General features: G+C 67.8%; 18 protein-coding genes and 1 pseudogene. 9 read left to right on the top strand and 10 right to left on the bottom strand.

The features are described from left to right. Together JWP65_RS17275 and JWP65_RS17270 are read left to right on the top strand one after the other, a co-directional pair. Positions 1 to 462, top strand: a 462-nt coding sequence (locus tag JWP65_RS17275) for a radical SAM protein (RefSeq protein ID WP_367280526.1), incomplete at its 5' end; no start/stop codon positions are given. Between the two features lie 43 nt (positions 463 to 505). Then, positions 506 to 1327 (top strand): DMT family transporter, encoded by an 822-nt coding sequence (locus JWP65_RS17270; RefSeq protein WP_299765940.1) that lies wholly within the window; start codon positions 506 to 508, stop codon positions 1325 to 1327. A gap of 3 nt (positions 1328 to 1330) precedes the next feature. Here the strand turns inward: JWP65_RS17270 and ptsP are convergent, their stop codons facing one another. The 4 genes from ptsP to JWP65_RS17250 are packed head-to-tail and all read right to left on the bottom strand — an operon-like array spanning position 1331 to position 5039. Further along, positions 1331 to 3097, bottom strand: a complete 1767-nt coding sequence (gene ptsP, locus JWP65_RS17265) for a phosphoenolpyruvate--protein phosphotransferase (RefSeq protein WP_299765938.1) — start codon at positions 3095 to 3097, stop codon at positions 1331 to 1333. A gap of 16 nt (positions 3098 to 3113) precedes the next feature. Continuing rightward, entirely contained in the window at positions 3114 to 3383 is a 270-nt protein-coding gene (locus tag JWP65_RS17260; RefSeq protein WP_299765936.1) for an HPr family phosphocarrier protein, read from the bottom strand. Further along, positions 3352 to 3807, bottom strand: a complete 456-nt coding sequence (locus JWP65_RS17255; RefSeq protein WP_299765935.1) for a PTS fructose transporter subunit IIA — start codon at positions 3805 to 3807, stop codon at positions 3352 to 3354. Before JWP65_RS17255 ends, JWP65_RS17260 begins: the two co-directional genes overlap by 32 nt. Further along, entirely contained in the window at positions 3804 to 5039 is a 1236-nt protein-coding gene (locus JWP65_RS17250) for an MFS transporter (RefSeq protein ID WP_299765934.1), read from the bottom strand. Before JWP65_RS17250 ends, JWP65_RS17255 begins: the two co-directional genes overlap by 4 nt. A gap of 77 nt (positions 5040 to 5116) precedes the next feature. On the opposite strand from JWP65_RS17250, the gene JWP65_RS17245 reads away from it, so the two are divergent. The 3 genes from JWP65_RS17245 (at position 5117) to JWP65_RS17235 (ending at position 7669) form a co-directional block, all read left to right on the top strand. After that, positions 5117 to 6352, top strand: coding sequence for a CaiB/BaiF CoA-transferase family protein (locus tag JWP65_RS17245; RefSeq protein WP_299765933.1), 1236 nt, complete (start codon positions 5117 to 5119; stop codon positions 6350 to 6352). After that, positions 6352 to 7089 (top strand): alpha/beta fold hydrolase, encoded by a 738-nt coding sequence (locus tag JWP65_RS17240; protein WP_299765932.1) that lies wholly within the window; start codon positions 6352 to 6354, stop codon positions 7087 to 7089. Before JWP65_RS17245 ends, JWP65_RS17240 begins: the two co-directional genes overlap by 1 nt. Positions 7090 to 7162: 73 nt before the next feature. Beyond that, entirely contained in the window at positions 7163 to 7669 is a 507-nt protein-coding gene (locus tag JWP65_RS17235; RefSeq protein WP_299765931.1) for a TlpA disulfide reductase family protein, read from the top strand. 33 nt (positions 7670 to 7702) lie between these two features. Here JWP65_RS17235 and JWP65_RS17230 read toward each other — a convergent pair whose 3' ends face one another. Then, on the bottom strand, positions 7703 to 8296 hold the full coding sequence (locus JWP65_RS17230) for a YceI family protein (protein WP_299765930.1): 594 nt from the start codon (positions 8294 to 8296) through the stop codon (positions 7703 to 7705). A gap of 32 nt (positions 8297 to 8328) precedes the next feature. Then, entirely contained in the window at positions 8329 to 9150 is an 822-nt protein-coding gene (locus JWP65_RS17225; protein ID WP_299765929.1) for a hypothetical protein, read from the bottom strand. 173 nt (positions 9151 to 9323) lie between these two features. Here JWP65_RS17225 and JWP65_RS17220 point away from each other — a divergent pair, with 173 nt between their 5' ends. Next, a complete protein-coding gene (locus JWP65_RS17220; protein ID WP_299765928.1) occupies positions 9324 to 9815 on the top strand; it encodes a GNAT family N-acetyltransferase in 492 nt (163 codons plus the stop codon). Between the two features lie 127 nt (positions 9816 to 9942). On the opposite strand, the gene JWP65_RS17215 is transcribed toward JWP65_RS17220, so the two are convergent. The 4 genes from JWP65_RS17215 to rplP form a co-directional block, all read right to left on the bottom strand. Then, positions 9943 to 10449, bottom strand: coding sequence for a peroxiredoxin (locus JWP65_RS17215; protein WP_299765927.1), 507 nt, complete (start codon positions 10447 to 10449; stop codon positions 9943 to 9945). Between the two features lie 102 nt (positions 10450 to 10551). Further along, positions 10552 to 10821 (bottom strand): 30S ribosomal protein S17, encoded by a 270-nt coding sequence (gene rpsQ / locus JWP65_RS17210; RefSeq protein WP_299765926.1) that lies wholly within the window; start codon positions 10819 to 10821, stop codon positions 10552 to 10554. 2 nt (positions 10822 to 10823) lie between these two features. Beyond that, positions 10824 to 11036 carry a 50S ribosomal protein L29 gene (gene rpmC / locus JWP65_RS17205; protein ID WP_299765925.1) on the bottom strand — a complete coding sequence of 71 codons (213 nt, stop codon included), beginning with the start codon at positions 11034 to 11036 and terminating at the stop codon, positions 10824 to 10826. A 13-nt stretch (positions 11037 to 11049) separates the two neighbouring features. Continuing rightward, positions 11050 to 11466 carry a 50S ribosomal protein L16 gene (gene rplP, locus JWP65_RS17200; RefSeq protein ID WP_299765924.1) on the bottom strand — a complete coding sequence of 139 codons (417 nt, stop codon included), beginning with the start codon at positions 11464 to 11466 and terminating at the stop codon, positions 11050 to 11052. Positions 11467 to 11601: 135 nt separating this feature from the next. Here rplP and rpmC (JWP65_RS17195) point away from each other — a divergent pair, with 135 nt between their 5' ends. From rpmC (JWP65_RS17195) to JWP65_RS17185, 3 genes and pseudogenes are all read left to right on the top strand, one after another. Next, complete coding sequence (rpmC, locus tag JWP65_RS17195) at positions 11602 to 11820, top strand: 50S ribosomal protein L29 (RefSeq protein ID WP_299765923.1); 219 nt, start codon at positions 11602 to 11604, stop codon at positions 11818 to 11820. Positions 11821 to 11832: 12 nt separating this feature from the next. Next, positions 11833 to 12102, top strand: a complete 270-nt coding sequence (rpsQ, locus tag JWP65_RS17190; protein ID WP_299765922.1) for a 30S ribosomal protein S17 — start codon at positions 11833 to 11835, stop codon at positions 12100 to 12102. Positions 12103 to 12169: 67 nt separating this feature from the next. Continuing rightward, positions 12170 to 12257: pseudogene (locus JWP65_RS17185) on the top strand (peroxiredoxin); the annotation flags it as partial.

Here is a 12257-nt window from a genome sequence, read left to right as displayed (position 1 = left end):
GACTTCCGGGGCCGCGACGACCGCGCGCTGGAGATTTTGAAAGCTTCGCCGCCCGACGTGATGAACCACAACCTGGAAACCGCGCCGCGCCTGTACAAGGAAGCGCGGCCGGGCAGCGACTACGCCTTCAGCCTGAACCTGCTGAAGAAGTTCAAGGCGCTCCATCCCCAGGTTCCGACCAAGAGCGGCATCATGGTCGGCCTGGGCGAGACCGACGACGAGATCCTGCAGACCATGCGCGACATGCGCGCCCACGACATCGACATGCTGACCATCGGCCAGTACCTGGCGCCGACGCTGTCGCACCTGCCGGTGCGCCGCTACGTGCACCCGGACACCTTCAAGATGTTCGAGGCCAGGGCTTACGAGATGGGGTTCAGCCACGCCGCCGTCGGCGCGATGGTGCGCAGTTCGTACCACGCCGACCAGCAGGCGCACGCGGCCGGCGTGACGGTCGGTTAGATTCCGTCGGTCCGGCGGAGGCGGGATGACGGTGAAAATGCCCATCCATCCCAACCTCTACGCCTTGGGCGCGATCGCGCTCTGGGCCTCGCTCGCCACCCTGGGCGTCACGCTGCGCCATGTCCCACCGTTCCTGCTGACCGGGCTGGCGCTGGTGATCGGCAGCGTCCCGGCCTGGCCGCTGGTCAGGCAATGGCGGGTGCCGGCTGGCACGCTGGCTCTGGGCATCTACGGCCTGTTCGGTTTCCACTTCCTGCTGTTCATCTCGCTGCGGCTGGCGCCGCCGGTGGAAGCCAACCTGGTCAACTACCTGTGGCCCTTGCTGATCGTGGTGTTGGCTCCGATGGTGCGGCCCGACATCAAGCTCAGGCCCACGCACGTGCTGGCCGCGCTGGCCGGCTTTGCCGGCGCCGCCATCGCCATCCTGGGCGCCAGCGGCGCCAGTGGCACCTGGTCCTGGGGCTACCTGCCGGCGCTGGCCTCGGCCTTCATCTGGGCCACCTATTCGCTGTGGACGCGCCGTGTGCCAGTCTTCCCGACCGCCGCCATCGGCTTGTTCGGCCTGGTCTCTGGACTGCTCTCGCTGCTTTGCCACGCAATGCTCGAGCCGAGCGCCACGCTGTCGGCCCGTGACTGGGCGTTGATCGCCGTGCTCGGCCTGGGCCCGCTGGGCGCCGCCTTCTTCCTGTGGGACAAGGCGCTCAAGACCGGCGACCCCCGCCAGATCGGCGTCCTGAGCTACCTCACGCCCTTGTCGTCAACCGCGCTGCTGGTGGCGGTGACCGGCCGCGCCTTGAGCGCCAGCATCGCGCTGGCGGCGGCCCTGATCATCGGCGCGGCCGTGGTCGGCACGCGGGCGAAGTAGCCTTCAGGATTCGAGGGCCTGCGACGGGTCGTCCGACGCGACCACCGCGCGCGCCCACGGCTCCAGCCGCGCCGCGTCGGCCCGCAGCACCTCCTGCTTGACCGCCAGGATCTGCGCCGGATGCATCGAGAAGCTGCGCAGGCCCAGCCCGAGCAGCAGCCGCGTGAACTGCACGTCGCCGGCCATCTCGCCGCAGACGGCGACGTCCTTGCCCTGCCGCCGGCATTCGGCGATGGTGTCGGCCACCAGCCCCAGCACCGCCGGATGGCAAGGGTCGTACAGGTGGGCCACCGATTCGTCGGCGCGGTCGATGGCCAGGGTGTACTGGATCAGGTCGTTGGTGCCGATCGACAGGAAATCGAAGTACTTCAGGAAGGTGCGCAGCGACAGCGCCGCCGCCGGGATCTCGATCATCGCGCCGATCCGCACCGGACCGTAAGCCACGCCGCGGTTGTCCAGCTCGGCCCGGGCGAAGTCGATCAGCGACAGCGTCTGCCGGATCTCGCTGCCGTGCGCCAGCATCGGCACCAGCAGATTCACCGGGCCATGCACCGCTGCCCGCAGGATCGCGCGCAGCTGGGTGCGGAACATCTCCGGCTCCGACAGGCTCCAGCGGATCGCCCGCAGGCCCAGCGCCGGGTTCAGGTGGGCGGCGTCGCGGCGGCTCTCGTCCAGCGGCTTGTCGGCGCCCACGTCCACCGTGCGGATGGTCACCGGCATGCCCTCCATGCCCTCCACCGCGCGGCGGTAGCCCAGGTACTGCTCTTCCTCGTCGGGCATGCGGCCTTTCCGGCCCATGAACAGGAACTCGCTGCGGAACAGGCCGACCCCGGCGGCGCCGGCCTTGAGCGCGGTGGCCGCGTCCTCGGGCAACTCGATGTTGGCCAGCAGTTCGACCTTCTGGCCGTCGAGGGTGACCGCGGGCGTGTGCCGCAGCCGGCCCAGCCGTCCGCGTTCCAGTTCGGCCTGGCGCTGTTTGAAGCCGTACTCGGCCAGGATGATGGGCGACGGGTCGACGATCATCACGCCGGCGTCGCCGTCGATGATCACCCAGTCGTCCTGTCGCACCAGCTGGCTGGCGCTGCGCGCCCCGACCACGGCGGGAATGTCCAGGCTGCGGGCCACGATGGCGGTGTGCGAGGTCTTGCCGCCGACGTCGGTGACGAACCCGGCGAACACGCTCTGCTTGAACTGCAGCATGTCGGCCGGCGACAGGTCGTGCGCGACCAGGACCAGCGGGACGTCGACGCTGTCGTCGAGCAGCAGGTCTTGCTGGGTCTTGCGGCGCGGCGTCGGCGGCTGCGCCACCGGCGAGGCCATGCCCTTCATGTAGCGCAGGATGCGCTCGGCCACCTGCTCGAGGTCGGCCTTGCGCTCGCGCAGGTAGTCGTCCTCCATGTCGTCGAACTGGCGCGCCAGCACTTCGAGCTGGGTGGTCAGCGCCCACTCGGCGTTGTACAGGCGCTCGCTGATCCAGTGCTTGACGCCGTCGATCAGCTCCTCGTCCTGCAGCAGCATCAGGTGCACGTCCAGCAGCGCCGACAGCTCGTGCGGCGCCTCCTTGGGCCCCATGCCCGTGATGGTGTGCTGCAGGCGCTGGATTTCCTCGACCACCGCGTCGCGGCCGACCCGCACCCGCTCGATCTCGGCCTCGATCTCGTGCGGCTTGACGAAGTAGTGGGCGACGTCGGCCCGGCCCGAGCCGACCACCACGGCGCGCCCGATGGCGATGCCGCGCGCGACCGCGATGCCGTGGACCGCGAAGGTCATGGAGCCTCGCTCCTGGTCATTCGCCTTCTCCGAACCTGTCGGCGATCAGCGCCAGCAACGCGTCCATCGCTTCCTGCTCGCGCTCGCCGCTGGTCTCCAGCATCACCTCGGTGCCGCAGCCGGCGGCCAGCATCATCACGCCCATGATGCTCTTGGCGTTGACCCGGCGTTCGCCGCGCGACATGAACACTTCGCAGGGAAAGGTGCCCGCCAGCTTGGTGAGCTTGGCGGAGGCCCGGGCGTGCAGGCCCAGCTTATTGCTGATGGTCGTGTTCTTCTTGATCATGGTTGCGTACTGGCTGCTGCTGCGGCGCGGTGATGGCCACTTGCATCACGCCCTGGGTGCCGCCCACCACGGCGCGCGACACCAGCTGGTCGAGTGGTTCGTGGCGGTAGCTGACGCTGCGCAGCAGCATCGGCAGGTTGACGCCGGTGATCAGGCGCGAGGTGACGCCGTCGACCAGCTTTTGCGCCACGTTGCTGGGGGTGGCGCCGAAGATGTCGGCCAGCACCAGCACGCCCTTGATGCCGTCGATCTGCCGCAGCTGCTCCAGCGCGATGCGGGCGGCAGCCAGCGTCTCCTCGGGCCGCAGGTTCGGCTGCACGTCGATGGCCATCACGCTGCCGGCGCAGTCCGGAAAGACGTGCAGCGCGCATTGCCGCAGGGCGTTTCCCAGCGGGGCATGGGCGATCAGCAGGATGGCGTTCATGGGCTTTGCCGGGGATTATGGCTTCTGCTCCACAGGAAGTAGCCATACGAAGCCACGCTCGTTGCCAGGAAGACACCCATGGCAGCGCGAAAGGCGTCGACCATCCCCAGCCCGGCGCCGCCGAAGGCGTCGATCAAGAGGCCGATGCCCCACTGCATGACGAACACGCCTGCGAAGATCACCAGGTTGTAGGCGGACAGGGCGCGCCCGGCCAGCGAGGCCGGGAACACCATCCCCACGGACGGCTGCGCCAGCGACACGAAGGTGCAGCTCATGCAAAACAGTGCCAGGGTGCCGGCCCCGGCCGCCGGGCCGAGCACGACCAGCGCACCGAGCGCGAGGAAACTCAGAGGCAGGCCCCAGGCGATCAGGTCTTCGGTGCTGATGCCGCGGCGTTGCAGCATGGGCGTGAGCAGGCCCCAGCTCCAGAACGTGGCCAGCATGCAGACGTTGATGGTGAACAGCCCGCCGGCCGCTGCCAGCGGGTCGTAGCCGGCCACCCGCACCATCCAGGGCCCGGCCCACAGGGTCTGCACGGCGATCATGCCGCCGTAACTGAAGAAGCCCACCGGCGTCATCTGCCGAAAGTAAGGATGGCGCCAGACCTGCGCATAGGTGCCCTGGCGCGCGGGCTGGCCAGCGGTTGCAGGCGGATCGCTCGTGTCCCAGGCGGGCACCTGCCAGGCGATCACCAGCATCGCCACCACGGTGAGAACGGCCAGGCCCCAGAACAGCGACCGCCAGCCCACCAGCGGCACCAGCCACTGCACCGGCAAAGTCGAGGCCAGCATGCCGAACGAGCCGGTCATCAGCATCCACGAGTTGGCGCGCAGCTGCGCTGGCGGCGTCAGCCAGCGGCGGTAGCCGGTCAGCGGCGCCATCAGGCAGGCGCCGACACCGGCGCCGCACAGGATGCGCGCGGCCAGCAAGGTGCTGAAGGTGGTGGCGACGGCGAAGGCGGCGCAGCCGAGCACGGCCACGGCCAGAAAGCACAGCACCACCCGCTTGGGGCCATGGCGGTCCAGCAAGGTGCCCAGCGGCAGCTGGATGGCGGCAAAGCCCAGAAAGTAGCCGCCGGCCAGCAGCCCCAGCTCGCGCGAGTTCAGCTGGAACTCCTGCGTGAGCGTCGGCGCCAGCGTCGCTGTGATGGCGCGCACCAGCGCGGAGAAAAAATACGCCAGCGCAAAGGCGAAAAACACCAGCACCGCCTGGCGGCGCACGAGCAAGGTCATTGAATACTTTTCGGGGCAAGGGCCGCGGGACGCTCCCGCAACCGTTGCCGCATTATCGATTCACCATAATGGTGCCCATGAATGCCCTCGATGGAATCCGCGTGCTGGACCTCTCGCGCGTGCTGGCCGGCCCCTGGTGCACGCAGACCCTGGCCGATCTGGGCGCCGACGTGATCAAGGTGGAGCGGCCGGGCAGCGGCGACGACACGCGCAGCTGGGGCCCGCCGTTCCTCAAGGACAGGGATGGCAACGACACCGCCGAGGCCGCCTACTACCTGGGCACCAACCGCAACAAGCGCTCGATCACCTGCGACATCGCCAGCCCGCAAGGGCAGGCGCTGGTGCGTGAACTGGCGGCGCACTGCCAGGTGGTCGTGGAGAACTACAAGGTGGGCGACATGGCGCGCTACGGGCTGGACTACGCCTCGCTGCGCGCGGTCAATCCGGCGCTGGTGTACTGCAGCGTCACCGGCTTCGGCCAGACCGGGCCGTACCGGGAGCGGGCCGGCTACGACTACGCGGTGCAGGGCATCGGCGGCCTCATGAGCATCACCGGCGAGCGCGACGACATCGGCGGCGGCCCGCAGAAGGTGGGCGTGGCGGTGGCCGACCTGTTCACCGGCATGTATTCCACCGTCGGCATCCTGGCGGCGTTGCGGCATGCCGAACGCACCGGCGAAGGCCAGCACCTGGACATGGCGCTGCTCGACACCCAGGTGGCCATGCTGGCCAACCTGGGCGCCAACTACCTGGTCAGCGGCAAGGTGCCGGGCCGCGCCGGCAATGCCCACCAGAACATCGTGCCGTACCAGGTGTTCGAGGTGGCGCCGGCCGCCGACGGCAGCAAGGACCACGTCATCCTGGCAGTGGGCAACGACGGCCAGTGGGCCAAGTTCTGCCAGGTGGCCGGCCGGCCCGAGCTGGCCAGCGACGAGCGCTTCGCGCGCAACCAGGACCGCGTGCGCAACCGCGCGTTGCTGGTGCCGCTGCTGGAGGCGGTGCTGCTGGCGCGCGGCAAGGCCGATTGGCTGGCATCGCTGGAGGCGGCCAAGGTGCCGTGCGGCGCCATCAACAACCTGGCCGAGGTGTTCGCCGATCCGCAGGTGCGCGAACGCGGCATGGTGCATGCTTGGGAGCATCCGCTGGCCGGCCAGGTCAAGCTGGTGGCCAGCCCGATCAAGCTGAGCGCGACGCCGGTGCGCACCGATGCGCCGCCGCCGCTGCTGGGACAACATACCGAGCAAGTTTTGCGCGAGGTGCTGGGATGCGACGACGCGCGCATCGCCGCCCTGCGCGCCGAGGAGGTGATTTGATGGCCAATTTCGTTCTGGTCCACGGGGCCTGGCATGGCGCCTGGTGCTGGCGCCGCGTGACCGATGCGCTGCGTGCGCAAGGCCACCAGGTGCATGCGGTGACTTTGACCGGGCTGGGCGACCGCGCCCACCTGCTGTCGCCGCTGATCACCCTGGAGACGCACATCGCCGACGTGACGAGCACGCTGCTGGCGGAAGAACTGCAGGACGTGGTGCTGGCGGTGCACTCATATGCCGGCATGCTGGGCACCGCGGTGGCCGACCGCATGCCCGAGCGGCTGCGCCATCTGGTCTATGTCGACGCGGTGGTGCCCAAGCCGGGCGAGAGCTGGAGCAGCAGCCAGGCCAGCGCCACCCGCGAGGCCCGGCTGGCAGCGGCGCAGGCATCCCCCGACTACAGCTTCCCGACGCCGGACCCGGCCGTTTTCGGCCTGGCCGGCCAGGACCATGCGTGGGTCAAGCGCCGCCAGACGCCGCACCCCGGGCACACCTACCAGGCGCCGCTGGCCTTCGACGCGCAGCGCGTGGCCAGGGTGCCGCGGACCTTCATCGACTGCACCATGCCGGCCCTGGGCACCATCGACGTGATCCGCCGGCGGGTGCGCGATGCGAAGTTCTGGGACGGCGCCTGGGTCGGCGGCGGCGGCGCCAAGGTGGTGGCCCTGGCGACCGGGCACGACCCGATGGTGACCGAGCCGCAGGAACTCACGCGCTTGCTGCTGGCGGCGGCGGCCTGACCCCGTGAATGGCACGAACTTTCCGGCCGGGCCGCAATCCATCCTGGCACCGGAGCAAAGAGGAATGCAATTGATGGCTGGGAAAGCGCGATCAGGCCTGCGGGCGGTGACGGTGGCTTGCGCCTCGGCGGCGGCGCTGCTGCTGGCGGGCTGCTCGGCCGCGCCGGCGCCGCAGAGCACCTTCGTGCTGCTGGACGGCTCCAAGCGCACCTCGGCCGACCTCAAGGGCAAGGTCACCCTGGTCAACTTCTGGGCCACCAGCTGCACCACCTGCGTGGCCGAGATGCCGGAGATGGTCAGGACCTTCGAGAAATACCGGGGCCAGGGCTACGACCACATGGCGGTGGCCATGAGCTACGACCCGCCCAGCTATGTCGTGAACTTCGCGCAGACGCGCAAGCTGCCTTTCAGCGTCGCCATCGACAACACCGGTGCCGTGGCGCAGGCCTGGGGCGACGTCAAGCTCACGCCCACCTCGTACCTGGTGGACAGGAAGGGCGAAATCGTCAAGCGCTACGTGGGTCAGCCCGACTTCGCCGACCTGCACCAGCTGATCGAGAAGCTGCTGGCGCAAGGCTGAGGCGCGCCACCCGGGCGGCGGCGCGCTCGAACATCACTCCGGGTAGGCTTCGACGCCGATGGCGAGCTTCACCTCGTCCGAAATGCCGGGCACGCCGAACTTCATGCCGAAGTCGGTGCGCTTGATGGTGCCTTCCGCGTAGGTGCCGCACATGGGCTTCTTGTTGAAGGGGTGCGGGCCGCAGTTGAACGAGGTGACGTTCAGCTTGAGCGGCCTGGTCACGCCCAGCAGGGTCAGGGTGCCTTCGACGCTTTCCAGCCTGTCGCCGGCAAAGTTGAACTTGGTCGACTTGTAGACCATCTCCGGGAATTCGGTGCTGTTGAAGAAGTCGGCGTTGCGCAGGTGGTCGTCGCGCGAGCGGGCGCCGTCGGTGCGGCGGGAGTCGCCGGTCGAGACGGTGGCCGTCGGGATCTTCACTTCCAGCGAGCCGGTCTTGGCGGCCGTGTCCAGCACCACCTTGCCCGTCATGCGCTCGAAGCGGCCGTGAATGGTGGTCATCCCCAGGTGGTTGATGGTGAAGTTGGGGAATGAATGCAGCGAGTCGATGCCGTAGGTCACCGGCGCGGCCAGCACCGGCAACGGCGCCAGCAGGGCCAGCATCAGCTTGGAAATTCGGGTCATGGTCATGCTCTGTCGTTGAAAAAAGGGAGGTCGTCCGCTCAGCTGGCGCCGGGGGCTGCCGCCCAGGCAACGGCAACGGCAACCAGCATCGGGACAAGGGCCAGCGCCGCGGCCGCAAAGGCGCGCAGCCAGACGGCCTGCAGGCGCGCCGGCACCAGCCGCACGGCCCAGGGCGCCGCCAGCACGGGCAGCAACGCGAACCATGGGAGCGAGGCGGTCTGGGTTGCCAGGACGCCGGCCAGAGCGGCCACGGTGGCCGCCGGCAAGGCGATGCTGGCTCCCACCGGCGCCGACTGGCCGCGCAGCATCTGCACCAGCAAGGCGGCGCCGGCGCCGGCGCCCACCGAAATCGCGGCCAGCGCCAGTACGGCGGAGGCGCCCAGCACCGCCAGCGCACCCATGCCCAGGCCGATCATCACGCCGGCGGCGGCGCCCTCGATCGGGCTGCGCGCGGAAACGTGCAGCATCGATGCGGCCAGCGCGACGACGAAGGCGACGGACAGGCCGCCGGCCAGCAGCGCCAAGGGCAGTTCACGCTGCACGAGCAGCCGCCACAGCATCCAGACGGTACCCAGCGCCAACAGCGCCAACACGCCCCAGGCGGCCTCCTTGCGCGGCTGGCGCGGCACCTCCAGCAGCAGCACCGCCAGCCCGCTGGCGGTGCCCAGCACGATCAGCTTGCGCATGGCCGTCATCGGCTCGAACGAGAACCCGATGGCCAGCGCCACCAGCGCGAGGAAACCCCCGACCTGGCCCAGTCCGAGAAATCGGGTGCTGCCCAGCACGGCGGACGCCGCCAATGCCATGAGGAAGGGGACCACGCCGGCCTGTACGGCCGGATTCTGGAGCAGTTCGTTCATGTGTTCTTGTTGTGACTGGCGCACATGAGATCGCCGGCTCATCCAGAAGTTCCGCAATTTTGCCCAGCTGCCAACGCGCCATGCTCGCCGATTTTTCGCGCCGCGGCCGGAGGTTGCGGCCTGTCCGAAGCCGCTAGACTGGACGATCCCGCCACTTCCCCGCGCGCCTCGACATGGCCGAGACCAATGTCATCGAGCTGATGACGCCCCGCACCCTGCACGAGTTGCAGGAAACCCGCGAGATCTTCGAGGAATATGCGCGGGGACTGAAAGTCGACTTGTGCTTCCAGGACTTCAGGGCGGAACTCGCCAACCTGCCGGGCGAGTATGCGCCGCCGCGCGGCGCCTTGCTGCTGGCGCGGGTGGACGGCGAACTGGCGGGCTGCTGCGCGCTGCGGCCGCTGGACGCGGCCGACTACCCGAACGCCGCCGAGATGAAGCGCCTGTACGTGCGCAAGGCCTTCCGCGGCTTCGGCCTGGGCCGCCGGCTGGCCGCAGCGATCCTGGACGCCGCCAGGCAGGCCGGCTATGCCTGCGTGCTGCTCGACACGCTGGACGACATGGAAGCCGCGCGGGGGCTGTACCAGGAACTGGGGTTCCAAGACATCCCGCCTTACTACCACAACCCGATTGCCGGGGCGCATTATCTGAAAGCTTCACTTTGAAATCGCTGCGCGATTTCAAAGTGGCCTGATCAGTGCGACAACCGCGGGCGAGCCGTGATTGTCGGCAGCCGGGGTGCGCTGCACGATCGTCCGCGCCAGCCACCTGCCGCTGGCGCACCAAAAAAGATCAGCCCCTGGCTTGCGACAGCATCGTGCCGGCGTCGCTCACTTCGAACTTGCCCGGCGCTTCCACGTTCAGCGCAGCCACCTTGCCGTCCTTGACCAGCATCGAGTAGCGGTTGCTGCGCACGCCCATGCCGCGGGCCGTCAAGTCCAGCGTCAGCCCCGTGGCCTTGGCGAATTCGCCGCTGCCGTCGGCCAGCATCCGGACCTTGCCGGCGCTGTTTTGCTCGCGCGCCCAGGCGCCCATCACGAAGGCGTCGTTGACGCTCACGCACCAGATCTCGTCGACGCCGGCGCCCTTGAGCTCGTTGAACTTCTCCACGTAGCCCGGCACGTGCTTGGCCGAACAGGTGGGCGTGAAGGCGCCCGGCAGCGCGAACAGCGCGATCGTCTTGCCCTTGGTGGCCTCTGCCACCTTCACCGGGTTCGGGCCGATGCTGCAGCCTTCGCCCTCGACTTCCGAATACTCCATCAGCGTCACTTCGGGCAGCGTGTCTCCGACTTTGATCATGGGATCTCCTCGTTAAATGGGTTAGCCAAAAAAAGAAACGGCCCACGATTGTGGGCCGTTTCGGCGTCGCCTGCAGCGCGGGCTGCGGGCAGCGGTGCGGTCTTAGACCTCGAGCGCCTTCTCGACCAGGCGGGACGCGACCCAGTTCTTGGTCTTGGAGATGGGGCGGCTCTCGGTGATCTCGATCACGTCGCCGGTGTGGTACTCGCCTTTTTCGTCATGGGCGTGGTACTTGCTCGACTTCATCACGATCTTGCCGTACAGCTCGTGCTTGACGCGGCGCTCGACGAGCACGGTCACGGTCTTGGCACGCTTGTCGCTCACCACCTTGCCGATGAGGGTGCGCTTGAGGGAGGTCTTGGCTTCCGTCATGTTCACTCCTTGGTTTCGGTGGAAGATGCGCGCTTCTGACCGAGGATGGTCTTGGCGCGGGCGATGTCACGGCGCGTGATGCGCAGCGTGCCGGTGTTGGTCAGCTGTTGCGTGGCCTTTTGCATGCGCAGGCCGAAGTGGGCCTTCTGCAGGCTCTTGACTTCGGCTTCCACGCCGGCGATGTCCTTTTGGCGGAGGTCGTTGGCTTTCGTCATTTCATCTCCTCCTTCAGGTGCCCAGCTGGCGCGACACGAAGGTCGTGCGCAGCGGCAGTTTGGCGGCGGCCAGCTTGAAGGCTTCGCGGGCGAGTTCTTCGGGCACGCCGACGATCTCGAACACGACCTTGCCCGGCTGGATTTCGGCCACGTAGTACTCGGGGTTGCCCTTGCCGTTACCCATCCGCACTTCAGCGGGCTTGTGGGAGATCGGCTTGTCGGGAAACACACGGATCCAGATGCGGCCACCACGCTTGACGTGGCGGGAAATCGCGCGGCGCGCGGCTTCGATCTGGCGGGCCGTCAGGCGGCCACGGTCCGTGCACTTCAGGCCGAAGTCACCGAAAGCCACCGAGTTGCCCCGGGTGGCGATGCCGGTGTTACGGCCCTTCTGCTCTTTGCGGTATTTGCGACGAGCGGGTTGCAGCATGTTTATTCTCCTTTACCGTCAGCGGCCGGCGCGGCGCTTGTGCCGCTTCCAGTTCCGGCTGGCTGCTGCCAAGCTGCCGCTGCGCACGACATTCGTCAGCCGCATGATCGGCTCGTGATTCAGGAGTGATGAACAATGAAAACGACTGAACTGCGCCAGAAAGACATCGCCGGCCTGCAAAACGAAGTGAAGGAGCTGCAGAAGGCTCACTTCGGCCTTCGCATGCAAAAAGCGACGCAACAACTCACCAACACCGGCACGCTGCGCGTCACGCGCCGCGACATCGCAAGGGCCAAGACCATCCTTGCCCAGAAGAAGAGCGAAGAGACAGCCAAGTCCTCGTCTTCGAAGTAAGGAGTGCAGAACATGACAGAAGCCAGGACTTCCCTCAAGCGCACCCTGATCGGCAAGGTCGTGAGCGACAAGCGCGCCAAGACCGTGACGGTCCTGGTCGAGCGCCGCGTGAAGCACGAGCTGTACGGAAAGATCGTCGCGAAGTCGAGCAAGTACCACGCCCATGACGAAAAGGGCGAGTACCACACCGGCGACGTGATCGAGATCACCGAAAGCCGTCCGATCTCCAAGACCAAGAACTGGGTCGCGACCCGCCTGGTCGAAAAGGCAGAAGCGGTCTAATCCGGCTCCTGCGCCCCGATAAAAAACGGCCCACAATGTGGGTCGTTTTTCTTTTTGGAGCTCACACATGATCAAGGTCGGCGATTCCCTTCCCGCAGCCACGCTGCAGGAGTATTCCGAAGTCGAAGGCAACGGCTGCAGCATCGGCCCCAACC

The sequence above is a fragment of the Ramlibacter sp. genome (genome assembly GCF_028292805.1).
Taxonomy (GTDB): domain Bacteria; phylum Pseudomonadota; class Gammaproteobacteria; order Burkholderiales; family Burkholderiaceae_C; genus Ramlibacter.
The sequence above is the reverse complement of the archived record's forward strand: the minus strand, read 5'-3'. Positions and strand labels throughout refer to the sequence as shown.

Coding starts and splice junctions, on each gene's coding strand:
- JWP65_RS17225 (WP_299765929.1), bottom strand. CDS start 9,150: ATGAACGAACTGCTCCAGAATCCGGCCGTACAGGCCGGCGTGGTCCCC.
- JWP65_RS17215 (WP_299765927.1), bottom strand. CDS start 10,449: ATGATCAAAGTCGGAGACACGCTGCCCGAAGTGACGCTGATGGAGTAT.
- rpmC (WP_299765923.1), top strand. CDS start 11,602: ATGAAAACGACTGAACTGCGCCAGAAAGACATCGCCGGCCTGCAAAAC.
- JWP65_RS17245 (WP_299765933.1), top strand. CDS start 5,117: ATGAATGCCCTCGATGGAATCCGCGTGCTGGACCTCTCGCGCGTGCTG.
- rpmC (WP_299765925.1), bottom strand. CDS start 11,036: ATGACGAAAGCCAACGACCTCCGCCAAAAGGACATCGCCGGCGTGGAA.
- JWP65_RS17220 (WP_299765928.1), top strand. CDS start 9,324: ATGGCCGAGACCAATGTCATCGAGCTGATGACGCCCCGCACCCTGCAC.
- ptsP (WP_299765938.1), bottom strand. CDS start 3,097: ATGACCTTCGCGGTCCACGGCATCGCGGTCGCGCGCGGCATCGCCATC.
- JWP65_RS17260 (WP_299765936.1), bottom strand. CDS start 3,383: ATGATCAAGAAGAACACGACCATCAGCAATAAGCTGGGCCTGCACGCC.
- rpsQ (WP_299765922.1), top strand. CDS start 11,833: ATGACAGAAGCCAGGACTTCCCTCAAGCGCACCCTGATCGGCAAGGTC.
- JWP65_RS17240 (WP_299765932.1), top strand. CDS start 6,352: ATGGCCAATTTCGTTCTGGTCCACGGGGCCTGGCATGGCGCCTGGTGC.
- rplP (WP_299765924.1), bottom strand. CDS start 11,466: ATGCTGCAACCCGCTCGTCGCAAATACCGCAAAGAGCAGAAGGGCCGT.
- JWP65_RS17250 (WP_299765934.1), bottom strand. CDS start 5,039: ATGACCTTGCTCGTGCGCCGCCAGGCGGTGCTGGTGTTTTTCGCCTTT.
- JWP65_RS17235 (WP_299765931.1), top strand. CDS start 7,163: ATGGCTGGGAAAGCGCGATCAGGCCTGCGGGCGGTGACGGTGGCTTGC.
- rpsQ (WP_299765926.1), bottom strand. CDS start 10,821: ATGACGGAAGCCAAGACCTCCCTCAAGCGCACCCTCATCGGCAAGGTG.
- JWP65_RS17255 (WP_299765935.1), bottom strand. CDS start 3,807: ATGAACGCCATCCTGCTGATCGCCCATGCCCCGCTGGGAAACGCCCTG.
- JWP65_RS17230 (WP_299765930.1), bottom strand. CDS start 8,296: ATGACCATGACCCGAATTTCCAAGCTGATGCTGGCCCTGCTGGCGCCG.